Origin of the sequence: Streptomyces sp. 351MFTsu5.1, from assembly GCF_000383655.1 — a bacterium.
GTDB lineage: Bacteria > Actinomycetota > Actinomycetes > Streptomycetales > Streptomycetaceae > Streptomyces > Streptomyces griseorubiginosus.
The window spans coordinates 118033-144404 of record NZ_KB911786.1; the positions used below are offsets into that span (position 1 = coordinate 118033).

Below are 26372 nucleotides of genomic sequence, written 5' to 3' on the forward strand. Positions count from 1 at the left end.
ATGTTCGGTCAGGAAAACCTCATGGGATTTTGAGCCGTTCTTGACGGTTATCGGCTGATGCGCATCACGCCATGAGTGAGCGCCCCAGCCAGTCCGACGCGTCGCGCACCCCGGGCAGCGCGAAGAAGTAGCCGCCCCCGAACGGGGTGACGTAGTCGACCAGCGGCTCACCGGCCAGCCGCTTCTGCACGGTCGCGAACTGCCGGGCCACATCCTGCTGGTAGCAGCAGAACAGCAGTCCCATGTCGAGGTTGCCGTTGAGGTCCGTGCCCCGGTCGTAGTTGTAGCCCCGGCGCAGGATGCGCTGACCCTCGGTGGCGCTCGTGCGCGGGTTGGCGAGCCGGATGTGACTGTCCAGCGGGATCACGTCGCCCTGCGGATCCTGCGCGTACCGGGGTACGTCGCTCTCGTGCCGGCCGTCCAGCGGAGCACCCGTGTCCCGGGCACGGCCGAACATCCGCTCCTGCTCGGAGATCGAGACGCGGTCCCAGAACTCCACCAGCATCCGGATCAGCCGTACGACCTGGTAGCTGCCGCCGGTCGCCCAGTCCGGCTCGCCGCCGTCCGCGCCCACCCACACCAGGCGGTCCATCGCCCGGCGGTCGGTCACCTCGGGGTTGGCGATGCCGTCCTTGAAGCCCAGGTGGTTGCGCGGGGCGCCGGAGGGCCGGGAGGGGCTGACGAAGCCGTCCATGCGCCAGCGCACCTGCATCCCGCCGCGGGTGTGCCGGGCGAGGTCGCGCAGGGCGTGCAGCACGGTGTCGGTGTTGTCCGCGCACAGCTGCACGCTGAGATCGCCGTGGCACCAGTCGGCGTCGAGGTCGTCGTCGGGGAAGGACGGCATCGCGGTGAGCCGGTGCGGCCTGCGGGCGGCGAGGCCGTAGCGCTCGTCGAACAGCGAGGCGCCGACGCCGACCGTGACGGTCAGCCGGTCGGCGGGGACCTGCGGCCCGAGGGTGCCCGAGTCGGCGGGCGGGGCGGTGATGCCGAGCGAGTCCGGGATGCCGCCGGTGGTGAGGAAGCGGGCCCGCTCCGTGATCGTGCGCAGCAGATCGGTCAGTTCGGCGCGGCCGTCCGCCGTGGCGTCGAAGGAGACGAACGCGGTGGCGCGCTGGGCCGGGGTGAGGATGCCGGCCTGGTGGACACCGTGGAAGGGCACGCTCGCCGGGGTGTCCGCGGCGCCCTCGGGAGCGGCGCCCGCCACCGGGCCGGTGCCGGCGACCAGTCCCGTGCCGGCCACCACGCCGGTGCCCGCCACCGCGGCCGCCCCCGCCAGGAATCCCCTGCGGCCCACCTGGTCTGCGCGGTTCACGCGGTCCTCCGTACGTCGGTGAGGGCGGCCACGTCGGCGAGCCGCTCCACGAGTTCGCCCACGTCCGCGTCGACCTTCTCCCGCTGGGCGCGGGTCAGCCGGGCGAGTGGGGTCCACCGGCCGTCGTGGTCGAAGGCGTCGAGGGTGTGCCGGGCGCGGTCCATCCAGGTGTCGATCCCGGCCAGGCCGGTGGTGCGGGTCCTCAGCAGCGGGCGCAGGTGGCCGAGCAGGGCCCGGGTCCCGTCGAGGTTGGCGCGGGCGGTGGCGAGGCCGGTGCCGCTGCCGTAGTCCGTTCGGCCGGTCAGTTCGAACTGCACGGTGTTCTCCAGGATCTCGTGCGCCCGCAGGCCCACGTCCGCCGGATCCATCCGCCGGCCGGGCCAGCTGTCCCGCAGCGCGTGCACGGCCTCGGCGAGCCGGTCGGCCGGACCCCGCAGGCTGCTCGCGGACTCACCGTGCCACAGCCCGTACTCGACCCGGTGGAACCCGGCGAAGCCCGGGTCGCGCACCCCGCCGGACAGCCCCGCGGTGGTCCCGTCGATCTCCGCGTCGGCGTCACCGAAGGTGCCGTAGGCGGCGCCCATCCGCTCGTACACCAGGTGCGCGGGCAGCCAGGCGGCACGCGCCGCGGCCAGGTCGCGGCGGTCGACGTCGGCCCGCAGCACGTCGGTCCTGCGGGCCAGTTCGACCGTGCGGGCCCCGATCCACCTCTGGTAGGCGAGGGTGGGCGGGATCAGCTCCTGCTGGGTGACGGGCACGGCGGCCGGACCGCTCCTGGCCTTCCCGCCGCCGGTGACCCGCACAGTGGGTCCGGTGACGGCGTCGGCGTCGTCGGGCAGACAGGTGAAGGCGTAGGCGCCGTCACCGAGGGTGACCTGGAGCGGCCGGGTGGTGCCGGGGCCGAGGCCCTCGACCTCGCCGAAGACGGCGCCGGTCCGGGCGTCGACGAGATACGCCTCGGCCGCTGTGGCGGAGGTGTTGCGCAGGTCGAACACCTGACGTCCCGCGGTGGGGCCGGTCCAGCCGCGACCGCAGCCGCTGGTGCCGATCTCGACGGTGGTGTGGCGCAGGCCGTCGGCGGCGACCGGCCGCGCGTTCCGGCCCGTACCGGCGTCCCTGGCGACCAGGACGCCCGCCGTCACCGCGCCCGCGGTGAGCAGGGCGCCGGCGGCGAGCAGAACGGGGCGTCGCCGGAAGGGGTGTGGCCGGGAGGGGCGTCGCCGGAAGGGCGGGGCGGTCACGGCGCCGGGCTCGGGTGGGGGCACGCCGGGGGCTCCAGTGGGTCGTACGGGATGCGGGTACGGGGGGTGCGTGGGTCGCGTGGACGATGTTAAGCAGCCCGGCACCCCGTGCACCGCATCCCTGACCAGGTCCTGACCAGCGGGCAAGCCAGAATTCGCCGCCGGTTCACCGAGGACACGCCGAAGCCGTCGCTGACGCCGTGACGCGGGCGCGTCCCGCTGGACCGCCTGGCCGAACTCCCTCGACGTCCAGGAAGGGTTCCGCCGGCTCCGATGAGTAATGCCGCCACGCCAGGTCTACAGCACAGATGAACCGGTCGGTCTGGATCAAGGAACCTCAGGAGGTCGAAGTGTCCGTGTCCGTGCTCGACATGTCGATGTCACTCGACGGGTATATCGCCGATCCGTCCGATTTTCTGGGCGGCGACGACGGCGAGCGACTGCACAAGTGGGCCGACCTCCCGTCCGAACCGGTCGCGCGGTTCCAGGAGGAGTGGAACGCGGCCGGTGCGGTGCTCGCGGGACGCCGCACCGCCGAGCTCATGGATCACTGGGGCGGTGATCACGGCGGTCTCCCGATCTTCGTGCCCAGTCACCGCCCGCCCGGCCCCGCCGCCCGTTGGGGCTATCCGCTGGTGACCTACGTGACCGACGGGATCGAAAGCGCGATGGCCCAGGCCAAGGCCGCCGCCGGGGACAAGGACGTGCAGGTACGAGGCGCGTACACGGCGCAACGGGCGCTCGAGGCCGGGGTGCTGGACGAGGTGCAGATCCATCAGATCCCGGTGCTGCTCGGCGACGGCCGTCGCCTGTTCGACGTGTTGCCGTCGCAGATCGAGCTGGAGATCGTCCGGGTGATCGACACGCCGGAGGCCACGCACATCCGCTACCGCGTCCGTCGCTGAGCCGGGGGGTCTTGGGGTCGTGCGGTGGACCTCCGCGATCGGGGTACACGGCCCCGCATGACACACACTGACGACCCCGTGGCGGCCCGTGCCGCGAGGCAGCTGCGCCGCATGCGGAACTTCTACGCGGCCGGCGTCGCCCTGTGGGCGGCATCCTCGGCCTGGACGACGTGGGACGCTCCGGGCAGCCGGCCCATGTGGACCTCCGTGCTGCTCCTGGCCGTCTTCGCCGCACTGCTGGCCATGGCCTGGCGGTGGCTGCGGCAACTCCAGCCCGCCGGCCCGGCCCGGCCCTCCCACCGGGCCGCGTTCTCCGGCAGTCGCGGCCGCCACGCCGCGGCAGCGTCCTCCGCCTCGCAGACGGTCTGAACGCGCGCGGACCGGCCGGGAAGAAGCCCACGTTCCGGCTCAGCAGGCTGATCACCACGCCTGCTCATATGAGTGCAATCGTATCCAAGTGTGCATAACGGCGCTTATCGGTCGCCCTCCTGGGTACTTCGGGGTCACCCTGGACATGCGGGACCTTCGGCGACACCTCAAGGAGCGAACGTGGCCATGCGCATAGGGGTAGAGGAGGAGTTCCACATCCTGGAAGTGGAAAGCGGACTGCTCGTGCCACGCGCCGACGCGGTTCTGCGCCGGCTTCCGCGGCGCACCTTCACCACGGAGCTGCACCAGTCCGCCGTGGAGTCGAACAGCGGGGTGCACGCCTCCCTGGCGGGCCTTTACTCCGACCTCGCGAGAACCAGACGGCGGCTCGACGCGGCCGCCTCCTCGCTGGGGCTCGCGGTGGCGGCCGCGGGCACGGCCCCTCTGGCCCCGGCCGACTCCGGGCACCCCACCGCCGACGCCCGCTATCACCACATGGTCGAGGAGTACCGCCGGGTCGCCGACGAACAGCTCATCTGCGGCGCCCAGGTCCATGTCGACATACCGGACCGGGACACGGCCGTGGGCCTGATGTGCACGCTCTCCCCCTGGCTGCCCCCACTGCTGGCGCTGTCCGCCAGCTCACCGTTCTGGCAGGGTTCCGACACCGGCTACGCCAGCTGGCGCACCCTGCTCTGGCAGCGCTGGCCGACCGCGGGTCCCGTCGGCTGCTTCAAGAGCGCGGCCGACTACGACGCCGCCGTGGACGACCTCGTCCGGACCGGCGTCATCAGCGACCCGGGAATGATCTACTACGACGTCCGCCCCTCCTCGCACCTGCGGACCCTGGAGCTGCGGATCTGCGACGCCTGTCCGCGGGTGGAGACCGTCGTGCTCGTCGCCGGCCTGTTCCGCGCCCTGGTGACCGAGGCTCTCGAACTCCGCGCGGCGGGGGCGGCGGTGTGCGACGGCCGTCACGAATGGCTGCGCGGCGCGTCCTGGCGAGCCGCCCGGTCCGGCCTGGAGGGCGTCCTGGTGGATCCCAGGACCCACCGGGAGGCGCCGGCCGCCGAGGTCGTCCGCGGACTGCTGGCCCGGCTGCGCCCCGCGCTGGAGGCCCACGGCGACTGGCACACCGTCCGTGACCTGACCGACGGCGCCCTGGCGAGCGGCAGCGCCGCCGAGCGCATGCGCCGCAAGGCCCGCGCGGAGGACCTGCTGGCCTGCACCGACCTGCTCATCGCGGAGACCCGCGGCGCACGGCGGCACCGCAGGCCTGCCGCGTTCGCCCGCGGCAAGGTCCAGCGCTCCGTCCGGGGCGGAACCGGTTCCGGTCTCCAGGGCGGGGCCGGTTCCGGCACGCCGGAGGTCCTCGGCGGCTGATGCCGCCCCTGTCGTGTTCCCCAGCCCGACCGATTCCCAGGAGAGGTTCTCGTCGATGTCCAGCACTTCCCTCCGGATCGCGACCGGCAGGCGCGGCCCGGAAACTCCGTCCCCGCTCGTGACCGAGGGCTCCCGGAAAGGGGGCGGCGCCCCATGTGCGGTCTGAGCGGCGAGATCCGCTTCGACGGAGGACGACCCGACCTCGCGGCCGTCGAGCGCATCAGCGACCGGCTCGCCGCCCGAGGGCCCGACGGCCAGGGCGTCTGGAGCCGGGGAGCGGTGGCGCTGGGGCACCGGCGGCTGAAGATCATCGACCTGTCGGACTCCGGCGCACAGCCGATGACCGACGCCGACGGCGAGCTCACCGGCGTCTTCAACGGCTGCGTCTACAACTACCGCGAGCTGCGCGAGGAGCTCCGGCGGCTCGGGCACCGATTCGTGTCGACCTCCGACACCGAGGTCGTGCTGCACGCGTACCGCCAGTGGGGAACCGCCTGTGTGGAGCGGTTCCACGGCATGTTCGCCTTCGCGCTCGTCGAGCACCGCACCGGCCGTCTCGTGCTGGGCCGCGACCGGCTGGGCATCAAGCCCCTGTATCTGGCGCCCGGGCCGGGCCGGCTGCGGTTCGCCTCCTCCCTGCCCGCCCTGCTGGCCGCCGGGGACGTGGACACCTCCCTCGACCCGGTCGCTCTCCACCAGTACCTGAGCTGGCACGCCACCGTCGCCCCTCCGCACACCGTGCTCAACGGGGTCCGCAAACTGCCGCCGGCCACCGTACGGGTGGTCGAGCCGGACGGCAGCCACCGGGACCACCCGTACTGGCAGCCGTCGTACACCCGGCGCACCGAGTACGCGGAGATGGGGCCCGACGAGTGGCGGGACGCCGTCCTGGACGCGCTGCGCACGGCCGTACGCCGCCGCATGGTCTCCGACGTGCCGGTCGGCGTCCTGCTCTCCGGGGGCTTGGACTCCAGCCTGATCGTCGCCCTGCTCGCCGACGAGGGCCAGCGGGACCTGCAGACGTTCAGCGTGGGCTTCGAGAGCGAGGGCGGGGAGCAGGGCGACGAGTTCCGCTACTCGGACCTGGTCGCCCGGGAGTTCGGCACCCACCACCGCCGCATGATGGTGCCCTCGGACCGGGTCTCGACCGCCCTCGACGACGCCGTCGCCGCGATGAGCGAGCCGATGATCAGCCACGACGTGGTCGCCTTCCACCTGCTGTCCGAGCAGGTCTCCAAGGAGGTGAAGGTCGTCCAGAGCGGGCAGGGAGCCGACGAGGTGTTCGCCGGGTACCACTGGTACCCGGAGCTGGCCGCCGTCCCGCGCGAGGAGGAGCCGCAGAGGTACGCCGAGACGTACTTCGACCGCCCCCACGCCGACCTCGCGAGGATCCTCCAGCCGCACCTGCTGCCCCGCGAGGACGTGTCGGGCCGCTTCGTCAGGGAGCACATGGCCCGCCCCGGCGCGGAGACCGCCCTGGACGCGGCGCTGCGCCTGGACACACACGTCATGCTCGTCGACGACCCCGTGAAGCGGGTCGACAACATGACCATGGCCTGGGGACTGGAGGCCCGGGTGCCCTTCCTCGACCACGAACTGGTGGAACTGGCCGCCGCCTGTCCGCCCGGACTCAAGCTCGCCGACGGCGGCAAGGGCGTGCTCAAGGAAGCCGGCCGCAAGCTCCTGCCGCGGGACGTCGTCGACCGGCCCAAGGGCTACTTCCCCGTCCCCGCCATCCGGCACATGGCGGGCCCCGTCCTGGACCGGGTGCGCGAGGCGCTCGCGGCCCCCGAGGCGAGGAAGCGGGGGATCTTCCAGGAGTCCTACGTGGCCGAACTCCTGGCGGCACCCGACGAGCACCGCACCAAACGCGGCGCCAACGCCCTGTGGCAGGTGGCGCTGCTGGAGATATGGCTCCAGAAGCACGGCATCACGTGACCGGCGAGGCCACGACCGGGACCGCGCCCGAGGCGTCCGGCACCCGGACCCCGCCCCCGCCGCCCCAGGTCCCCGCCCCACCGGAGCCACGGGAGGCCCCCCGTGCCGCGGCCCCCGCCCCCGTGCCGTTGCCCGTGGCGGAAGGCCCGCGCGACGCCCGGACCCGGCTGCGCGCCCACGGCTGCTGGTACCCCTCCGCCGACCCCGACGGCACCCGGGCGGCCTTCATCTGCGACCGGGGCGGCGTGCCCCAGCTGTGGGCCGGGCCCGTGGACGGAGAAGGCGTCCGGCTGCTCGACTCCTCCCCGGACCCGGTGAAGGAGGTGTCCTGGTCGCCCGACGGCCGCTGGATCGCGTACACCACCGCCCCCGGCGGCGGCGAGCACTCACGCGTGCTGTGCGTGCGGCCCGACGGCACCGGCCGCCGCCTGCTGGCCGGTGCCGACCCGGACACCTCCGCCCACCTCGGCTGCTGGGCCCATGACGGCTCGGCCGTCGCCGTCACCCTGGCCGCACCGGCCACCTCCCGCGCGCAGCGGGACGGCCTCCGGCAGCCGTCGGACTCCGCACCGGCCCCGTGGACCGCGCGGGCGACCCTGCTCGGCACCACCGCGTACACCGTGGGACCGGACGGCGCATCCGCGACCCGGACCGGCACGGGTCTGTCCGCCTACCTGATCGATCCCGACGGACTGGCCGCACCCGTCCTGCTCGCCACGGAACCGGACGCGCCGACCCTCCGTGTGTGCGACCTGACCGCCGACGGCCGTCTCGCGCTGCTGCGCCGGGGGCCGCGCGGGCGCCGGGAGGCGGTCGTCCGGCGGGTCGTCGACACCGCGACCACCTTCACGCTGCCGGTCGCCGACGGAGACCCCTGGATCGGCCGGTTCTCGCCCGACGGGCGGACCCTGTGGCTGCGCAGCGACGCCGGACGCGAGTACGCCGCCCTGTTCGCCGTCGCACTCGACGCCGACGGCACGGCGCTCGGCACGGCCGTCGTCGCCGAACGCGCCGACAGCGACCTCGACCTGCTGAAGCTGGCCCACGACGGCCGGACCGCCGTCCTGGCGTGGAACGTGCGCGGCGCCAGCGAACTCGACATCGTCGAGACCTCCGCCCGGTCCGGCGCCCCGGACACCATTGGACCGCCCCGGCCGGTACCGCTGCCCCACGAGGTCGTCACGCGGATCACGGCGGCCGGGGCGGGACGGCTGCTTCTCGCGCTGTCCGGATCACAGCGCCGCCCGGGTGTGTGGTGGGCCCACGAAGGCGTGTCCCTGCTGCGCACCCCGTGGTCCGCCCGGGATGAGGACACCGTCCCACCGGGCCGCCCGCCCGTACGCCCGGTCCTCACGCGCCTCACCGCCCGGGACGGCCTCCCGCTCGGCGGCTGGTACTACCGAGCCCCGGGACGCGCCCCGTACGAGCCCGCCCCCTGCGTGGTCCATCTGCACGGCGGCCCCGAGGACCAGGAGCGCCCGGTGTTCGACCCGCTGTACCACGAACTCCTCGGGCGCGGACTGGACGTCTTCGCCCCCGACGTCCGAGGGTCCGGCGGACACGGCCGGTCCTTCGTCGACGCCGACCTCGGCAGCGGCCGCTTCGCCGCGCTCGACGACGTCGCGGACTGCGCCGGGCACGCCGTCACGGCGGGCCCCGCCGACCCGACCCGGCTGGCGGTGATGGGGCGCTCCTACGGCGGCTATCTGACCTTCGCCTCCCTCGTGTGGCACCCGGACCTCTTCCGCACCGGTGTCGCCGTCTGCGGCATGTCCGACCTGCTGACCTTCTTCGCCGGAACCGAGCCCTGGATCGCGGAGTCGGCGGCGCACAAGTACGGCCACCCCGAGCGCGACCGCGCGTTGCTGCACGCCCTGTCGCCGATGAGCCGCATCGACGCGCTGCGTGCCCCGCTGCTCGCCGTCCACGGCGAGCACGACACCAACGTGCCGATGGGAGAGTCGGAGCAGTTCGTGCGGGCCGCCCGGGAACACGGGGTCCCCGCCGAGCTCCTCGTCCTGCGCGACGAGGGGCACGACTTCCTGCGCGCGGACAACCGGCGCCTGTTCCGCCGGGCCGCCGCGGACTGGATGGAGCGCCATCTGCGCCCCTAGCGTCCCCCCCCGAGCCCCTGCCGGATCAGCGCGTCGATCACCCACGCCGACGACGACGAGACCGAGAAGACGCTCCTCGACGCCCTGCGCGCACTCACGGAGGGAGCCGAGTGGCACAGAGGGCGGGCCCTCGTCAGTCGGGGTCGTGGGGGGATGCCGTCAGGAGGTCCTTGTCGGTGATCGCGGCCAGGGACAGCGTCCGGTATCCCATGGACTCGAACAGCACCGTGATCCGGTCGCCCTCCTCGCTCATCACCGTGCCCTCGCCCCATTCCGCGTGCCACACCCGGGTCCCGGCCGTGAAAGGGGCAGCGGCCGAAGGCGCGGGGGGCTCCTCGCTCGCGTCCCCCACCCCCTCGACGACAGCGTCGCCCGCCGAAGGTGTCGCGCACACGTCGCAGGCCCCGCACGGCGCGTCGTACGGCTCACCGAAGTAGCCGAGCAGGAAGCGCCGGCGACAGCCCGTGGCCTCGGCGTACCCCAGCATCATGGCCAGCCTCGACTCCTCCAGCCTCCTGCGCGACCGGGCCTCTTCCGCCGCACGCCCGACCGCGTCCTCGGCCGTCGTCCCGTCGGCGGCGCGCACCCGGCCGTCGTCCCCGGTGCGCACCGCTCCCGCCTGCTCCAGGAGATTGACCGCCGCCGTGACGCGTCGGCGCGAGAGCCCCGTCTCCCGCGCGAGGACGTCCGGCTCGACGGGACCTTCGTGCTCATGGAGGCGCTCGGCCACCGTGTCCAGGGTCTCCTCGTCCGGCGCGCGGGTCGCGAAGAGGCGCTGGAGGCCGCTGTCCTGGGTCCGGTAGTGGAGCACGGCGACCGCCGGCCCGCCGTCCCGGCCCGCACGGCCGATCTCCTGGTAGTAGGCGTCGAGCGAGCCGGGTACGGACGCGTGCAGCACGAACCGTACGTCCTCCTTGTCGATGCCCATGCCGAAGGCGGAGGTCGCCACCACCACGTCGATCTCACCGGCCAGGAAGGCGTCGTGCGCCAGGGAGCGCTCACCGGCCGTCAGTCCGGCGTGGTAGGGGGCCGCGGACAGGCCCAGCCCGGCGAGATCGTCCGCGTACGCCTCGGCGTCCCGGCGGGTGGCGGTGTAGACGATGCCCGGCTTGGGCTCCGTCGCGGCGCGCTCCACGACCACCCGGCGCTTGTCGGCGTCGTCCAGGAAGCGGCGCACCTCCAACGCGATGTTGGGCCGGTCGAAACCGGCCACGACCAGCGCGGGGTCCCGCATGTCGAGCCGCTCCACGATCTCCTCGCGCACCGGTGGGGCGGCCGTGGCGGTCAGCGCGAGGACGGTGGGCCGGCCCACCCGCTGGATCGCCTGGGCCAGGCGCAGGTAGTCGGGACGGAAGTCGTGGCCCCAGGCTGCGACGCACTGGGCCTCGTCGACGACGAACAGCGAGGGCGCGACCTCGGCCAACAGCTCGACCACCTCGTCCTTGGCGAGCTGCTCGGGGGAGAGGAACAGGAACTCGGCGTCGCCCTCGCGGACCGCGTCCCAGGCGGCCTCGACCTCCCCGGCCGCCTGGGAGGAGTTGACTGCGACGGCCTCCGGGGCGGCATCGTGGCTCAGCAGGCCGGCGATCTGGTCCCGTTGCAGGGCGATGAGCGGCGACACCACCACCGTCGGCCCCGGGAGCAGCAGCCCTGCCACCTGGTACACGGCCGACTTCCCGGCGCCGGTCGGCATGACGGCCAGCGTGTCCCGCCCCCGCACGACCGCTTCCATCGCGGACAGCTGCCCCGGCCGCAACGCGCTCCAGCCGAACACCTCGGCGGCGCTCCGCGTCAACCGCTCCCGGACGCTTCTGTCGGGCATACCTGCTCCCTTCACGACCTGGGACGACGCGTTCCCCGTACGCGCGGACACAAGCCCCGGGGCCGCCCGTGCCTCAGGCCACGCGGATGCCCACGATGCAGGTGTCGTCGTCCGTGTCGGACCTGCTGTGCGTGAGCAGGCGGTCCAACTGCTGGTCCAGCGTCGGCGGGACCGCCCGCGCCACCGTCAGGAACTGCGCGAGGGACTCCTCGACGGACCGGTCCCGGCGTTCGATCAGACCGTCCGTGTACATCAGCAGCGTGTCGTCGACGGCGAGCTGCACCTCGTGCTCCTCGTACACCGCCTCCGGGACGGCACCCAGCAGCAGCCCCTTGACCAGCGGCAGCGGCGCCGCGTCCGAGCCGCGCACCAGGACCGGCGGCAGATGCCCGGCCCGCGCCCAGCGCAGGGTGTGGCTCTCGGGGTCGTACAGCCCGCAGACCGCCGTGGCGGTCACCGCACCGGTCAGATGGTGGGCCACCATGTTGAGCCAGGACAGCAGCTGACCCGGCCCGGCCCCGGTCACGGCCAGTCCGCGCAGGGCGTTGCGCAGGACGACCATGCTGGTGGCCGCCTCTATGCCGTGCCCGGCGACGTCCCCCACGCACAGCAGCACCAGTCGGGACGGCAGCACCACCGCGTCGTACCAGTCACCGCCGACCAGGTGCTGGGTCTCCGCGGGCCGGTAGCGCACCGCCAGGTCCAGCCCCTGAACCGCCAGCGGCGCCTGCGTCGGGGGCATGATCGCGTGCTGCAACTGGAGGGTGAGCCGGTTGCGCTCGCTGGCCTCCTGCTCGGTGTGGGCGAGCTGGTCACGCGTGGCGGCGAGCGCGACCTCGGTCCAGTGGTGGGCGGAGATGTCCTGGTAGGCGCCGCGTACGACGTACAGCTGCCCCGACGAGTCGAGAACCGGTTCCGCCACGACCCGGATGTGCCGGGTGACCCCGTCGGGGCGCTGCAGGCGGAACGCGGTGGACGCGGGGCGGCGCTGGTGGAGCAGGGTGCGCAGGAACCGGCCGATGGCGATGGCGTCGTCGGGGTGGGCGTGGGCGGGCAGGTCCTCCAGCGGCACCGGCGTCTCGGAGGCGGGCTTGCCGTAGAGGTGGAAGAGCTGGCCGTTCCAGGTGATCTCGCCGGTGAGCAGGTTCTCCTCGAAACCACCGATGCGGCCCAGGCGCTGGGCGTGCTGGAGCAGGCTCGCCAGCCGGGCCGTCTCGTCCTCGATGCGCCAGATCAGCAGGACGCTGCCGCCGTGCCGGCTGACGTTGATGTCGGCGACCGCCGCCAGCTGCACATCGTCCACCAGCGCGGTCAGCCGCATCCGGTGGGCCCGGAAGGGCTCACCGGTGGCGTAGACCCGCTCCACCCGCTCGAACAGCTCGCTCTGCCCCGCGGCCATCGGATAGGCCTCAAGGAGCAGCGCCCCGCTGACCACACCGCGGGGCCGCCCGGCCGGGTCGAGGAAGCGGCTGTTGACGTGGTGGATGCGGAAGTCGACGAGGCGCCCGTCGGGGCCCAGGTGCGGTACCAGCACGAGCGCCGGGTCGTGCAGTCCGTCGGCCAGGTCCATCAGCTCGGTGACGTCCGGCAGGAGCCGCGGGGCAGGGGCGCCTTCCGGGTGGTGCAGCGCGTACGTCTCCAGGGTGTGCGCACACAGCTCGGCCAGCGCCTCGACCTGCCGGACGATCGCCGGCAAAGGCGACTCCAGGGGCGCGGGCCAGGCGATCTCCAGCACTCCGTGGATGCGCCCGCCCGCCTCGGCCGGTACGGCGACCCGCCCGCCGTCGCCGTGGTGGTGCTGCCCGATGGAGGGGAGGCCGGTCTCGGACAGGCTGCGGATCCACTGGCCGGTGCGCTCGGTGAGCCCGCGCCGCGCCACGGTCGTCACGCCCGGCGGCACATGCCGCCACCGTCCGGCCTCCGCCGGCGCGAACCCGGCGCTGCCCGCCAGGGTGAGCGAGCCGTCCGCGCCCAGCGACCAGATGGCCACCGCCTCGGCGCCCAGCGGGGTCAGCGCGTGCTCCAGCAGGGAGTCCGCGACGGCCTGGGTGTCCTGCGCGGCCAGCACCCCGCTCTCGGCGGCACGCAGCCGTACGGCGGAGGCGTGCCCGTCGGCCGGGTCGTCGGCGGTGCCCGCGTCGGCCGGGGCGGCGGCGGTGGCGGCGAGGAAGGCGCTGGTCACCTCCGAGAGCCGGTCGCGCGAGGCCTGGTTGATCACCTCCACGGCGAACTCCAGCGGGGTCACCCCCGCCTGCTCGGCGAGCTCGTTGAGCTGCCGCGAGGCCTGCGCCGGACCGCAGCCGAGCCGTTCGACCAGGATGCCCTTGGCCAGTTCGATCAGGGCCCGCCCGTCCGCCTCGGCCTGCGCGGCCCGCACCTCCTCCCGCAGCCGGGCCACGGTCGCCGCCAGCCGGCCGACCGGGGACGCCTCCTCGCGGAGCTCCGCCCCGGCGGACGGCTCACCGCCCCGGAGCGCGGGCTGTTCGCCCACGGCGGCGCTCTGCTGGTCGGGCGGCTGACGGAGATCACTCACGGTGGGCCTGCTTCTCGGCTGGGTTCGTCACACGGGCGGCTGCTGGTCGGGGCGTGATCTCACGCGGGCAGCCACCGCCGCACCCGGGCCATGAGGTCGCTCGTGTCGACGGGCTTGGTGACGTAGTCGTTGGCCCCCGACGCGAGGCTCTTCTCCTGGTCGCCCGGCATGGCCTTCGCGGTGACCGCGATGATCGGCAGTTCCGCGTACTGCGGCATCGAACGGATCTCCGTGGTGGCCGTGTAGCCGTCCATCTCCGGCATCATCACGTCCATCAGGACCAGCGAGATGTCCGGGTGGGCGAGCAGCATCTCGATGCCCTTGCGGCCGTTGTCCGCGTGCAGGACCTGGAAGCCGTGCAGTTCCAGCACCCCGCTGAGCGCGAAGAGGTTACGGGCGTCGTCGTCGACCACCAGCACCGTCCGGCCGAGGAACGAGTCGTCCACCACCTGTGCGGTGGGCCGCTGCGGCTCCTCGGAACGCACCAGCGACAGCACGTCACCGGGCTGCTCGGCGGCCAGATGGAGGGTGATGCGCTCCCGCAGGTCGTCCAGGCTGGACAGGAAGTCCAGCGGCCGGTCGCCCGCCAGGGCCCGCAGCCCCTGCTCCTGGCCGAGGGACACCCGGTGCCCGGTGTGCACGAGGACGGGCACACTGGCCAGCGCCGAGTCGCCGCGCATGGCCTCCAGGAAGTCCGCGCCCTCGTCGTGCGGCATGCCGAGTTCGAGGACGACACAGTGGCAGGGGTCGGCCGCCAGCGTGCTCGCCGCCTCCTGCGCCCCCACGGCCGTGATGATGTCGATCGCCCCGTGCGGATCGTCGGGGTCCTGCGCGAGATCCGCGACCGCCCGCTCGGCCACCAGCGTGAGCAGACCGCGCGGCCGCTCCTCGATGACCAGCAGACGGCGCCTACGCTGCTCGGAGGAAGGCGCCGGGCCCGTGAGCACACGGGGGCCCGGGTCCTGCTCGCCGTTCGGCACGCCGTCGTGCGACTGCTCCAGCTGCCGCGCCCCGCCGTTCTCCAGCAGCTCCTCGAAGTCGGCGCGGGCCACCGGGAGATGGAGGGTGAAGGTGCTGCCCTGGCCGGGCGTGCTGTCCACGGTGACCGCGCCGCCCAGCAGATGGGCGATCTCGCGCGTGATGGACAGACCGAGCCCGGTACCGCCGTACTTGCGGCTGGTTGTGCCGTCGGCCTGCTGGAACGCCCCGAAGATCGTCTCCAGTTGCTGCTGCGGGATGCCGATGCCGGTGTCCTTGACCCGGAACGCCACGATCGGTCCGCCGCGGTGCACGCCCGGCGGGACCTCCCGGTCGGCGGCGGGCTCGATACGCAGTTCCACCCCGCCCTGCTCGGTGAACTTCACCGCGTTCGACAGCAGGTTGCGCAGGATCTGACGCAGCCGGGAGTCGTCGGTGAGCAGGTCGACCGGGGTGCCGGGCGCGGTGGCGACCGTGAACTCCAGGCTCTTCTGGGAGGTCATCGGCCGGAACGTCGCCTCGACGTACTCGAGCAGCTGGCGCAACGGCACCCGCTCCGGCGTCACGTCCATCTTGCCCGCCTCGACCTTGGACAGGTCGAGGATGTCGTTGATCAGCTGGAGCAGGTCCGAGCCCGCCGAGTGGATGATGCCCGCGTACTCGACCTGCTTCGGGGTGAGGTTGCGCGAGGGGTTCTGCGCCAGCAACTGGGCCAGGATCAGCAGGCTGTTGAGCGGGGTGCGCAGTTCGTGGCTCATGTTGGCCAGGAACTCCGACTTGTACTTCGAGGCCAGCGACAGCTGCTGGGCCCGGGTCTCCAGTTCCTGGCGGGCCTGCTCGATCTGGAGGTTCTTCGCCTCGATGTCGCGGTTCTGCGAGGCCAGCAGGGAGGCCTTCTCCTCCAGCTCGGCGTTGGAGCGCTGGAGTTCTTCCTGCTGGACCTGCAACTCCTCGGAACGGGCCTGGAGTTCGGCGGTCAGCCGCTGCGACTCGTCGAGCAGCTCGTCGGTGCGGACGTTGGCCACGATGGTGTTGAGGTTGACGCCGATGGTCGGCATCAGCTGGGCCAGAAAGTCCTGGTGGATCTGGGTGAAGCGGCTGACGGACGCCAGCTCGATCACGCCGAGCACCTGCTCCTCGACCACGATCGGCAGCACCACCAGCGCGGTCGGCGACACCTGCCCGAGACCGGAGGAGATGGTGACGTACCCCTCGGGCAGTTCCTCGACGGTGACCATACGGCGGTTGCGCGCGGCCTGTCCGACCAGCGAGCGCCCGACCGGGATCCGCGTGGGCCGCTCCTCGTCGTCGGGATAGCCGTACGACCCCACCAGCCGCAGTTCGTGCCCGCGCACGGTGTCCTCGGCGAGGAAGAAGGCACCGTACTGGGCCGCCACCAGGGGAGTGAGCTCGTCCATGATGAGCTCGGCGACCACGGGCAGGTCCCGGTGGCCCTGCATCAGGCTGGAGATCCGGGCCAGGTTCGTCTTGAGCCAGTCCTGCTCCTGGTTGGCCCGGGTGGTCTCGCGCAGGGACTCCACCATGGAGTTGATGTTGTCCTTGAGCTCGGCGACCTCACCGGAGGCCTCCACGTTGATCGACCGGGTCAGGTCGCCCTCGGCGACGGCACTGGCGACCTCGGCGATCGCGCGGACCTGCCGGGTGAGGTTCCCGGCCAGCTCGTTGACGTTCTCCGTGAGCCGCTTCCAGGTGCCCTCGACGCCCTCGACCTCGGCCTGTCCGCCGAGACGTCCCTCGCTGCCGACCTCGCGGGCCACGCGGGTCACCTCGGCGGCGAACGAGGACAGCTGGTCGACCATCGTGTTGATGGTCGTCTTCAGCTCCAGGATCTCGCCGCGCGCGTCGACGTCGATCTTCTTCGACAGGTCGCCGTTGGCCACCGCGGTCGTCACCAGGGCGATGTTGCGGACCTGCCCGGTGAGGTTGTTGGCCATGGAGTTGACGTTGTCGGTGAGGTCCTTCCAGGTGCCGGCCACGTTGGGCACGTGCGCCTGGCCGCCGAGCCGCCCCTCGGTGCCGACCTCGCGGGCGACGCGGGTGACCTCGTCGGCGAACGCGGACAGCGTGTCGACCATGGTGTTGATGACGTCCGCGAGGGCCGCGACCTCGCCCTTGGCCTCGACGGTGATCTTCTGCGAGAGGTCACCGCGGGCCACGGCGGTGGCGACCTGGGCGATCGAGCGGACCTGCCCGGTGAGGTTCGACGCCATCACGTTGACGTTGTCGGTGAGGTCCTTCCAGGTCCCCGACACGCCCCGCACGATCGCCTGGCCGCCGAGGTTGCCCTCGGTGCCGACCTCGCGGGCGACGCGGGTGACCTCGTCGGCGAAGGCGGACAGCTGGTCGACCATCGTGTTGATGGTCTCCTTCAGTTCCAGGATCTCGCCGCGGGCGTCCACGGTGATCTTCTGGGACAGGTCGCCGTTGGCCACGGCGGTGGCGACCTGGGCGATCGAGCGGACCTGCCCGGTCAGGTTGCCCGCCATGAAGTTCACGGAGTCCGTGAGGTCCCGCCAGGTGCCCTTGACCCCCTTGACGTCCGCCTGACCGCCCAGGCGTCCCTCGGTGCCGACCTCACGGGCGACGCGGGTGACCTCGTCACCGAAGGCGGAGAGCTGGTCGACCATCGTGTTGATGGTGTTCTTGAGCTCGAGGATCTCGCCACGGGCGTCGACGGTGATCTTCTGCGACAGATCGCCCTGCGCCACGGCGGTCGTCACCTGGGCGATGTTGCGGACCTGGGACGTCAGGTTTCCGGCCATGAAGTTGACCGAATCGGTGAGGTCGCGCCAGACACCGCCCACCCCGGGCACCTGCGCCTGACCGCCGAGACGCCCTTCGCTGCCGACCTCGCGCGCGACGCGGGTGACCTCGTCGGCGAAGGCGGAGAGCTGGTCGACCATCGTGTTGACGGTCTCCTTCAGCTGAAGGATCTCCCCGCGTGCGGGCACGTCGATCTTCTGGGAGAGGTCGCCCTTGGCCACCGCGGTCGCCACCTGGGCGATGTCACGGACCTGCGTGGTCAGGTTGCCCGCCATCGCGTTGACCGAGTCGGTCAGGTCCGCCCAGGTGCCGGAGACGCCCGGGACCTCCGCCTGGCCGCCCAGGGTGCCCTCGGTGCCGACCTCGCGGGCCACCCGGGTGACCTCGGACGTGAACACGGACAGCTGGTCGACCATGCCGTTGAAGACCGTGGCGATGTCGCCCAGCAGGCCCTGCCCGTCGGACGGCAGCCGGGTGCCGAAGTCGCCGTCGCGCACGGCGGTCAGCCCCGCCAGCAACTGCCGCAGTTCCTGCTCGCCCGGGGCCTGCTCCCGAGCCTCTGTCGACGTGCTGGTCATGGCACCCTCGTTCCGCTCCCCAAAGAGTCCCCGCACCGGGGACCCGGAACTGCGCCGGGCCCTGTCCAGGGCCCGCTCACCAGCGGCGTTCCCGCACCCCACGGGGCTGCCCGGTGAGAAATCCGTCGAAGATTAACCCAGGTTCCGAGCGGCGGCCAAAGCATGGCGGGAGCGTTGTGGCACAGCGAAAATACAGGTCACGCCCCTGGTGTGAGCGGGGCGATCCCGGGTACTCGACTCCATTTTCAGCTGTTCGGGTCCGTCGCCGCCAGTGCGTCCTCCAGGGTCGCGTGAAAAGGCACGAAGGTGTCGAGTCCCACGAGCTGCAGGGTGCGCAGCACGGCCCCCCGTGCCCCCGCCAGCCGAAGCCAGCCCTGGGCCGCCTGCGTGGTGTGGAAGGCGCCGATCAGGGCGTTGACACCGCTGGAGTCCATGAACGTGACCTGACTCAGGTCGACGACGACCCGGGGACCGGCGGCGGTGTCCGCCGCGGACAGGGCCCGCGTCAGGCCACCCACGCTCTGGTGGTCGATCTCTCCGTCGAGACCGAGGACGGTGATGTCGTCGGTCTCGGTGCGGACCACGGTCAGTCTGCCGTGACCCACTGCTTCCCGGTTGTCTGCCACAGGTTGCGTCCTCTGCGCGTTCGAGGGGGGCTCTCCCGCCGTTGTTGCCACCGGTGCCCAGGAAGTCCGAGTGCGAAGCATGGGAGGGCCTTTTCGTTCGAGAGCGGCACCGATCCCGGGCGGTGCAGGAGTAAGGCGGGAAGGACGGGGTAACCGCGCGCTCATGAACGGGGTACTGGAGTTGGTCGGCGGGATGCGGTTCCTGCCTGAGGAGTGTTCGCGGATGCCGGAAGCCGCACCTGTCGAGGTGACCGTGGCCCTGGACGGAGCGGACGGCTGCATCGCCGACGCGCGGGACCAGACGTCGAAGTTCCTGGCGCGGGTGCAGGGGGAGCGGGGGCTACCGGTGTCGGCCCGCACCAGGGATCTGGGGCAGCTGGTGGTGAGCGAGCTGGTCACCAACGCGCTGAAGTACGCGCCCGGGCCGGCGCTGCTGCACCTGCGCATCCTCCGTGAGGACATGCTGGAGATCGAGGTGTGGGACAGCGATCCCACCCTTCCGCTGGCCCGCGCCGCCGACGCCGGGCGGGTGGGGCAACACGGTCTGGAGATCGTGATGGCGGTGGTCCAGGGCTTCGAGGCCCGCAGGGAGTCCGTCGGCAAACGCATCACGGTCCGCCTGACCCTGTTCGACGGCGAGCCGGACTTCCCTGGCTGAGGGGAGCCCGGCCCGAGCGCGGCCGGCTCAGTCCAGGTGGTCGGCCACCAGAAGCGCGAACTCGTCGGGTGCGGCGAGCCGGATGCCCAGCTCCTCCGCTTTGGCGCGCTTGGATCCGGCGCCCTCACCGGCGACCACGAGAGTGGTCTTTCGCGAGACGCTGGAGGAGGAGCGGCCGCCCGCGCGCTCGATGAGTTCGTTCATCTGGTTGCGGCTGAGGCTTGCCAGGGGCCCGGTCATCGCGCCGGTGACGACCACCGTCATGCCGGCGAGCGGCCCCGCGTCCGGGTCGTCGGCCGCTTCTGTCGTCCCCTCTGTATCGCCCGCGTCCAGCGCGGGCGGGGGAGTGGCGCCGGGTTCGGTCATGTTCACCCCGGCCGCGGCGAGTCTGTCGATCAGCTCCGACAGCTCGGCCAGCTCCGCCACGATGGAGGGCGCCTTCTCGGGACCGATGCCCTCGACCTGCTGGAGCGCCTCGGCGTCGGCGGCACGGATGCGGTCCATCGTCGCGAAGTGCCGGGCGATGCGGCGGGACATGGAGCGGCCGGTGCCGCGGACCCCGAGCGCGCACAGCACCCGTGACAGCGGCCGCGTCCGGGCGGTGTCGATCGCGGCGAGCAGATTGTCCGTGCTGGTCGCGCCCATCCGGTCGAGCGCCAGCAGCTGCTCCCTGGTCAGGGCGAACAGGCCGGCCAGGTCCGCGACGAGTCCCGCCTCGACGAGCTGCACGACACGTGTCGCACCCAGGCCCTCGATGTCGAGCTGGTCGCGGCCGGCCGCGTAGGACAGGGAGGCCACGAGATGGCAGTTGCGGCCCTGCTCGCACCGCCAGCGTTCCTGACCGGTGTCGATGGCGGAGCCGCACCGGGGACACACCTCCGGGAACACGATCGGCTGCTCGTCGCCGGTGCGCAGATGCGCCACCGGAGCCTCGATGCGCGGGATGACGTCACCGGCCCGATGCACCATGACGTGATCCCCCAGCCGCAGGTCACGGCGGGTGATGTCGGCGGGGTTGTGCAGGGTGGCGTAGGTGATGGTGGCGCCCTCGATCTGCACCGGCTCCAGGACGCCGCGCGGAGCGATGATCCCGGTGCGGCCCACGTTCCACTCCACCCCCACCAGTCGGGTGATCTTCTCCACCGCGGGGAGCTTGTAGGCGATGGCCCAGCGGGGCGCGCGCGAGCCGGAACCGGCGGCCCGCTGGTCGGCGGCCGCATCGGCCTTGACGACGATGCCGTCGATCCCGAAGGGCAGCTCCGCGCGCAGCCCCGCGATCTCCCGCACCCGCTCCAGGACCTCTTCCGCCGTCGAGGCCGTGACCGTGGGCACCGCGGTCTCCGCGGTGGTGTGCACGCCCAGCCGGGCGGCCAGGGCCATCAGATCGCTGTGGGCGAGCCCGTCCAGCCGCTCCGTCAGCTCGGCGTCGCTGTCGGGCAGGGGCAGCAGGCCGTAGCCGAAGAACGTCATCGGGACCGTGTAGGCCCGGTCCCTGGCCCGCAGGGTGCCGGCGGACGCGCCGCGCGGGTTGGCGAACGGCTGTCCGCCGTGCCCGGTGCGCACCTCGTTGGCATGCTCGAACTGGGCCGTCGTCATGAGGACTTCGCCGCGCACCTCCACGGTCAGCGGCTGCTCCAGTTTCTCGGGCAGGCCATCGAGGGTGCCGAGCGCGTGCGAGACGTCCTCCCCGGCGATCCCGTCGCCGCGCGTGATCAGCCGGGTCAGCCGGCCCTCGGTGTAGCGGGCCGCGACGGCGAGACCGTCGAGCTTGGCCTCCACACTGAACCGCTCCACCTCGTGCCCGATCCGGCGGGCCAGTGAGGCCGTCCAGGCGGTGAACTGCTCGGGCGAGAACACATTGTCCAGGCTCAGCATCGGCACGGTGTGCGGCACATCGCCCTCGACCGCGCCGCCGGCGACCTTGCCCGTGGGGGAGTGGGGCAGCACCTGGTCGGGGTGGGCGGCCTCCCACGCGGCGATACCGCGCACCAACCGGTCGTAGGCGTCGTCGTCGAGCGGGGAGGCGCCGTCCGTGTAGTAGGCCGCGGCGGCCGCCACGACGTCCTCGACGGCCTGCGCGTAGGCGGCGTCATCCACGATCTGAGCAGCTGGTGTGGTCATGGACTCATCCTGCCTGCCACCACTGACAACGCCGGAGATCCGGGCAGCCTCCGGCCGCCCCGCCATCGCTGGGGCCGGCTCAGGCGTCGACCGGCTCGGGAGCGCGGTCGCGGGTGTCGGCGGCCGGGGCGATGAGGATGGCGGAGGCGACGAACACCAGGACCACGATCATCGCCGAGCGCAGCCCGTAGTGGTCGCCCAGGAAGCCGAGCGCCGGCGGTCCGACGAGGAAGGCGACGTAACCGATGATGGCGACGAGCGAGACCCGCGCGGTCTGTTCGGGGCCCGAGTCGCCGGCCGCCGACAGCGCCACCGGGAAGCCGAGGGAGGCCCCGAGCCCCCAGAACAGCACCGAGGCCGCCGCGATGACGACGTTGTCGGAGAAGATCACGAGGACCAGGCCGACGGCACCGGAGACCGCGCTCGCCCGCACGACCGCGGCCCGCCCGAAGCGGACGAGGAAGTACGTGCCGCAGAAGCGGCCCAGGGTCATCGCGGCGGCGAAGCCGACGTAGACGAGCGATCCGGCGGTGGCGTCGAGGCCGTGGCCGTCCACCATGAGCAGCGGCAGCCAGTCGTTGGCCGCTCCTTCGGCCAGGGCCATGGCCAGCACGATCGCGCCGATGAGAAGCAGCTTGCGGTCCTTCCAGACCTGCGGTGCCGCGCCCTTGACCGGCTCGTCCGCGCGGTTCCCGGTGCTCAGGCCGACGCCCCCCACCAGCGCCCGTGAGGCATGGAGCAGCATCCCCGTGGCGACCAGGGCGACCGCGCCGAGGTGCCAGGAGACGGGGAGCTCCGCCGCCGTCGCCGTCATTCCGGCGAGGGCGCCGATCACCGTGCCCAGGCTGAAGCAGCCGTGCAGGGTCGGCAGCACCGGTCGCCCGGTGACCCGCTCCACGTCGGCGCCGTCCACGTTGACCGCGACCTCGCCCGCCCCGATGCCCGCGCCGAACAGGAAGAGGCCGGTCGTGACCAGGGGAGCCGACGCGGCGGCGCTGCCCGCCCCGATGACACCCGTCGCCGCGACGATCAGGACGGTGCCCAGGAGGATCACGGGCCGGGTGCCCAGGCGCGCCACGAGCCGGCCGGAACACAGGATGCCGAGCATGGATCCCACGGACAGACCGAACAGGATCAGCCCCATCTCCCCGGTGGAGGCCCCCAGCCGGTCCCGTACGTCCGGAGTGCGCGTGACCCAGGAGGACAGGGCGATGCCCGGGAGGAAGAAGAAGAGGTACAGGGCCTGGCGGCGCCGGCGCACGGCGGGGGCTGTCACGAGAGGGCTCCGCGGGGTTCGGAAGAATGGCGGGCAGGTGACGGGTCCCGCGCACATCGGGTATGCACAAATGTACATAACCCCCGGGCGCGGGAGAAGAGAGGGCGGACCACCAGATGACCGGCAGCAACCGCGGCCCCAACGACCCCCTGCGCCGTGAGCGCATCCTCGACGCGGCCCTCGACGTCATCGCCGAGCACGGCGCCATCAAGGTGACCTACCGCAGGATCGCGGCGGCCGCGGGGGTGCCGCTCGGATCGCTCACCTACTACTTCGACGACATGCAGCACCTGCTCACCGAGGCCTTCACCCGCCTCGCCGAGTCCGTCTCCTCGCGCTACGGCGCCCTGCTGGCGGCGGCGCGCACTCCCGAGGAGGCGCAGGACGCCGTCGTCGAGATCATCTGCGGCAAGGTCTGGGGCACCGACCGCAATCTGCTGCTCAGCTACGAGCTGTACGCCTTCGCCACCCGCCATCCCGAGCTGCGCACCGTCATGCGCTCCTGGATGCAGGCCAGCCGGGACTCCCTGGCCCGGCACTTCGACCCGCTCACGGCCCGGGCCCTGGACGCGCTCGTGGAGGGCTTCTCCATCCACAACTCCGTCGACGCCCGGCCCACGGACCGCGCGGACGTGGCCGCGGTCGTCCGGGCCGTGGTGGACCGCCGTACGACGACGGCAGACGGGCCGGAACCCCGCGACCAGCGCCCGGCGGGGAACCGGCCCGGTACCGCACCGCCCCCTACTGGAGAGGCGCCGGCCGGTCGTAGACGTGGTCCGGTGTCGCGATCTCGGTGATCGCCCGCGCGAGCAGCGACGACGGTTCCTGGCCCTGGTACAGGATGTCGGTGTTGATCATCAGCACCAGGGTGGCCTGCCGCGACGGCAGGTACACGGTCACGGTCTCGTAGCCGGGGATGGAGCCGTTGTGCCCGATCCAGCCGCCGCTCTCGAAGATGCCGAGGCCGTAGCGCAGCCCCGGGTGCCCGGTGGGCAGCATCTTCAGCCTCTCGGCCTGCGTCCTCGGCCGCAGCAGCGTCCCGGTGGCGACGATCCTGGCCCAGCGGTGCAGGTCGTTCAGGTCCGAGATCATCGCCCCGGCGGCCCAGGCCCAGCTGGGGTTCCAGTTCGTGCTGTCGGCGACCTCACCGCTGAGCGTCTGGTTCGTGTAGCCGTGCGGGTGCGGCCGCGGGAACTCGAAGGTCTCGGGCAGCAGCGTGTGGGGCAGCCGCGCGGGACGCAGCACCCGCCTCCCGAGGAAGTCGGCGAGCGTGCGCCCGCTGACCCTCTCGACCACCAGCCCGAGCAGGACGAGGTTGGTGTTGGAGTACTGGAACCGCGTGCCCGGCGCGAAGGTGTTCCTGTGCTTGAAGCCGTACGCCAGCACCTGCCGCGGGGTGAACGTACGCTTCGGGTCGCTCAGCAGATCGTGCTGGAAGTCCGCGTCGTCGGTGTACGGGAAGAGACCGCTGCGCATCTCGGCGAGGTGGCGCAGCGTGATGTGACGCCCGTCGGGCACTCCGCGGACGTAGTCGGAGATCGGGTCGTCGAGCCCGATCCGGCCGTCGTCGACGAGTTCGAGCAGCGCGGTGACCGTGAAGGTCTTGGTCTCGCTGCCGATGCGGACGAACATGTCGGTCCTCATGGGCGCGCCGGTGGCCTTGTCCGCGACGCCCGTCGCGCGGACGTAACTGCCCTCGCCCGGCATCCACAGTCCCGCGACGACCCCGGGAATCCCGGCCTGCCGGCGGACCTTCTCGATGGCCTTGTCCAGCCGTGCGGACAGCGCACGGTCGAGTTGCCGCGGCGGGCAGTCGTCGTCCACGTAATGGTGCGGCGGGTTCGCCTGCACGGCGGTGGCGGGGGTCGCCGCCATCGGAGCCATCACGGACGCCACGAGCAGCGCCACGGCGCAGATTCGGCGGGCGGGGGCCCGGCGTGCGGGGAAACGACAGGCGGGGGTACGACGTCTCACGTCTCGGTGCCTCTTCCGGTTCTGGGCGGCTGCTCCGGGGAGCGGTTCGTCACCATCGCTGCCCGGGCCGCGCCGCCCTCGCGCGGTCGGCCCCGGGCGAGTCCACCCGTTCGGCTGCGCCCGGGTCGCTCCGACGCACTAGCGGGGGTAGGGGGACGGGACCCCGCAAGAGCGGAGCCGGAACTCCGGCGTGTGATGCTGACGCCATGACCGATCAGCAGCCCCTTGTCATCGTCCGCCCGTCGAACCGGACCGCCGGGGCCGACGACGGCCTGGCCGCGCTGCTGGCGGCCTACCACCTGCAGACACAGGCCGAGAAGGGGGAAGCCGTCGCCGATGTGGACGACCTCCCGGACCGCTACCGGGCCGAGATCTCCGACCCGTGGACGGCGTTCGCGGACGACCTCGTCCTGGTGGCCCGCCTGGGGGACGCCGCCGTGGGCTGTCTGGTCGTGACCGCCCCGGCCGACGGGCGGTCGGAGATCAGGAGACTCTGGACGGACCCCGCGTTCCGCGGCCGCGGAATCGCGTCCGGTCTCCTCGAAGCGGCCCTCGCGCACACCGCGGAACACGGTGTGGACACCGTGCGGTTGTCGGTGTGGCAGTGGCGGACCGGGGCGATCGCGCTCTACGAACGCTTCGGCTTCACCGTCACCGAGTCATGGGACGCACGGGAGGGGCTGGTCTGCATGCGGCGCGCCGCGGCCTGAGCCCCCTCGCAGCCCCCCGCAGCCTCGCAGCCCCCGGCAGCCCTCCCGCAGCGCCCCGCAGCCCCGCGCTGTCAGTCCGTGGTGCCGGGTTTCCAGCCCCAGGCCGTGAGCATGCCTGCCGACAGGGCCGCACATTCGTCGGAGTCCAGGTAGAGGAGCGCCGCGTCGACGGTGTCGTCGTCGACCGTGCCGGTGGCGAGCATCGCCTCCCGGCTGCGTTCCCAGGTGTCCGCCCAGAAGCGGCTGATGGGGCTGCCGGGTGTCAGCGGGGGCACGTACAGCTCGGCCGCGGCGCGCACCAGCCCCGCCCCGCGCAGCAGCTGGGGGTACGACGGCACCCACGAGACGTCGGTGCCGATGCCGGCGCGCAGCCCGAGCCACATCGCCCGCATCACCTCGGTGTACGGCGTGTCCGGGGTCCGCTCGTTCGTCAGGTCCACCGCGTCGCTCAGCACCAGCACACCACCGGGCGCGACGAGTTCGGCCAGGTTCGCGATGACCCGCTCCCGTTCGGGCAGGTGCATCAGCACGAAGCGGGCGTGGACGAGCCTGAACCGGCCGGTGACGAAGCCGGGCGCGGTGATGTCGCTCTCCCGCACCTCCAGACCGGGCACAGGGCGCCGCGCGAGGAAGCGCACGTCACGGTCCACGGCCAGCACACTGTCGACGCCGGCCTCTTCGAGCAGTCGGCGGGACACGGTGCCCGTGCCGGCCCCCACGTCCAGACAGCTCCACCCCGGCGCGGCCCCGAGGGCCCGCAGCCGCGCCATGGTGACCTCGTCGTAGGCCAGCGCGCCGTAGTCGATGCGCTCGCCCTCGCCCTCCTGTTCGGGCCGGAAGACGTTCTCGCCGTAGCGGCCGCCGGCCCCCTGGTCCCCGGCCGGGCCCGCCATCACATCGCCTCCGGCGCGGTGCGGCGCGGCGTCCGGTGACCGTCGGATGGTCGTCGGCAGCACGGGCGGTGTTGCGACGCCTGAGGACGACCGAGGTGAGCGCCGTCGTACGCTTTCATGTCCGGACCTCTTCACGCAGCGGGGGGTACCCGGCGGC

General features: G+C 72.7%; 17 protein-coding genes and 1 pseudogene. 8 read left to right on the plus strand and 10 right to left on the minus strand.

What is annotated here, in order from left to right; translation table 11 throughout:
• Positions 1-64: 64 nt before the first annotated feature.
• Together efeB and H295_RS0126095 are read right to left on the minus strand one after the other, a co-directional pair.
• Positions 65-1312 carry an iron uptake transporter deferrochelatase/peroxidase subunit gene (gene efeB, locus H295_RS0126090; protein ID WP_020138299.1) on the minus strand — a complete coding sequence of 416 codons (1248 nt, stop codon included), beginning with the start codon at positions 1310-1312 and terminating at the stop codon, positions 65-67.
• Positions 1309-2553, minus strand: a complete 1245-nt coding sequence (locus H295_RS0126095; RefSeq protein ID WP_020138300.1) for an EfeM/EfeO family lipoprotein — start codon at positions 2551-2553, stop codon at positions 1309-1311. The genes efeB and H295_RS0126095 overlap by 4 nt, the downstream gene beginning before the upstream one ends.
• A gap of 308 nt (positions 2554-2861) precedes the next feature.
• Here H295_RS0126095 and H295_RS0126100 point away from each other — a divergent pair, with 308 nt between their 5' ends.
• From H295_RS0126100 to H295_RS0126120, 5 genes are all read left to right on the plus strand, one after another.
• On the plus strand, positions 2862-3458 hold the full coding sequence (locus tag H295_RS0126100; protein ID WP_020138301.1) for a dihydrofolate reductase family protein: 597 nt from the start codon (positions 2862-2864) through the stop codon (positions 3456-3458).
• Between the two features lie 57 nt (positions 3459-3515).
• Positions 3516-3827, plus strand: a complete 312-nt coding sequence (locus tag H295_RS43560; RefSeq protein WP_043217965.1) for a hypothetical protein — start codon at positions 3516-3518, stop codon at positions 3825-3827.
• A 186-nt stretch (positions 3828-4013) separates the two neighbouring features.
• Complete coding sequence (locus H295_RS0126110; RefSeq protein ID WP_020138303.1) at positions 4014-5210, plus strand: carboxylate-amine ligase; 1197 nt, start codon at positions 4014-4016, stop codon at positions 5208-5210.
• 153 nt (positions 5211-5363) lie between these two features.
• Positions 5364-7148: an N-acetylglutaminylglutamine amidotransferase gene (locus H295_RS0126115; protein WP_020138304.1), complete on the plus strand. Its 1785-nt coding sequence runs from the start codon at positions 5364-5366 to the stop codon at positions 7146-7148.
• Positions 7121-9262 (plus strand): S9 family peptidase, encoded by a 2142-nt coding sequence (locus H295_RS0126120; protein WP_051135605.1) that lies wholly within the window; start codon positions 7121-7123, stop codon positions 9260-9262. The genes H295_RS0126115 and H295_RS0126120 overlap by 28 nt, the downstream gene beginning before the upstream one ends.
• Positions 9263-9395: 133 nt before the next feature.
• Here the strand turns inward: H295_RS0126120 and H295_RS0126125 are convergent, their stop codons facing one another.
• The 4 genes from H295_RS0126125 to H295_RS0126140 all read right to left on the minus strand — a co-directional run bounded on the left by H295_RS0126125 (position 9396) and on the right by H295_RS0126140 (position 18583).
• The gene (locus tag H295_RS0126125; protein ID WP_020138306.1) at positions 9396-11084 is read right to left on the minus strand and encodes a RecQ family ATP-dependent DNA helicase; all 1689 of its coding nucleotides are present in this window, start codon (positions 11082-11084) and stop codon (positions 9396-9398) included.
• A gap of 73 nt (positions 11085-11157) precedes the next feature.
• On the minus strand, positions 11158-13617 hold the full coding sequence (locus H295_RS0126130) for a SpoIIE family protein phosphatase (protein WP_020138307.1): 2460 nt from the start codon (positions 13615-13617) through the stop codon (positions 11158-11160).
• Between the two features lie 59 nt (positions 13618-13676).
• Positions 13677-17957: a HAMP domain-containing protein gene (locus H295_RS0126135; RefSeq protein WP_020138308.1), complete on the minus strand. Its 4281-nt coding sequence runs from the start codon at positions 17955-17957 to the stop codon at positions 13677-13679.
• Between the two features lie 245 nt (positions 17958-18202).
• Entirely contained in the window at positions 18203-18583 is a 381-nt protein-coding gene (locus H295_RS0126140) for an STAS domain-containing protein (protein WP_051135606.1), read from the minus strand.
• Between the two features lie 223 nt (positions 18584-18806).
• Here H295_RS0126140 and H295_RS0126145 point away from each other — a divergent pair, with 223 nt between their 5' ends.
• Positions 18807-19241, plus strand: a complete 435-nt coding sequence (locus H295_RS0126145; RefSeq protein WP_051135611.1) for an ATP-binding protein — start codon at positions 18807-18809, stop codon at positions 19239-19241.
• Between the two features lie 27 nt (positions 19242-19268).
• Here H295_RS0126145 and ligA read toward each other — a convergent pair whose 3' ends face one another.
• On the minus strand, positions 19269-21362 hold the full coding sequence (gene ligA, locus H295_RS0126150; protein ID WP_028809764.1) for an NAD-dependent DNA ligase LigA: 2094 nt from the start codon (positions 21360-21362) through the stop codon (positions 19269-19271).
• 79 nt (positions 21363-21441) lie between these two features.
• Complete coding sequence (locus tag H295_RS0126155; protein ID WP_020138312.1) at positions 21442-22638, minus strand: MFS transporter; 1197 nt, start codon at positions 22636-22638, stop codon at positions 21442-21444.
• Between the two features lie 116 nt (positions 22639-22754).
• On the opposite strand from H295_RS0126155, the pseudogene H295_RS43565 reads away from it, so the two are divergent.
• Positions 22755-23303 (plus strand): annotated as a pseudogene (locus H295_RS43565) (TetR/AcrR family transcriptional regulator); the annotation flags it as partial.
• Positions 23304-23379: 76 nt separating this feature from the next.
• Here H295_RS43565 and H295_RS0126165 read toward each other — a convergent pair.
• Positions 23380-24546 carry a serine hydrolase gene (locus tag H295_RS0126165; protein WP_020138314.1) on the minus strand — a complete coding sequence of 389 codons (1167 nt, stop codon included), beginning with the start codon at positions 24544-24546 and terminating at the stop codon, positions 23380-23382.
• Positions 24547-24818: 272 nt separating this feature from the next.
• Here H295_RS0126165 and H295_RS0126170 point away from each other — a divergent pair, with 272 nt between their 5' ends.
• Entirely contained in the window at positions 24819-25322 is a 504-nt protein-coding gene (locus H295_RS0126170) for a GNAT family N-acetyltransferase (RefSeq protein WP_020138315.1), read from the plus strand.
• 71 nt (positions 25323-25393) lie between these two features.
• Here H295_RS0126170 and H295_RS0126175 read toward each other — a convergent pair whose 3' ends face one another.
• Positions 25394-26215 carry a class I SAM-dependent methyltransferase gene (locus H295_RS0126175; protein ID WP_020138316.1) on the minus strand — a complete coding sequence of 274 codons (822 nt, stop codon included), beginning with the start codon at positions 26213-26215 and terminating at the stop codon, positions 25394-25396.
• Positions 26216-26372: the final 157 nt, after the last annotated feature.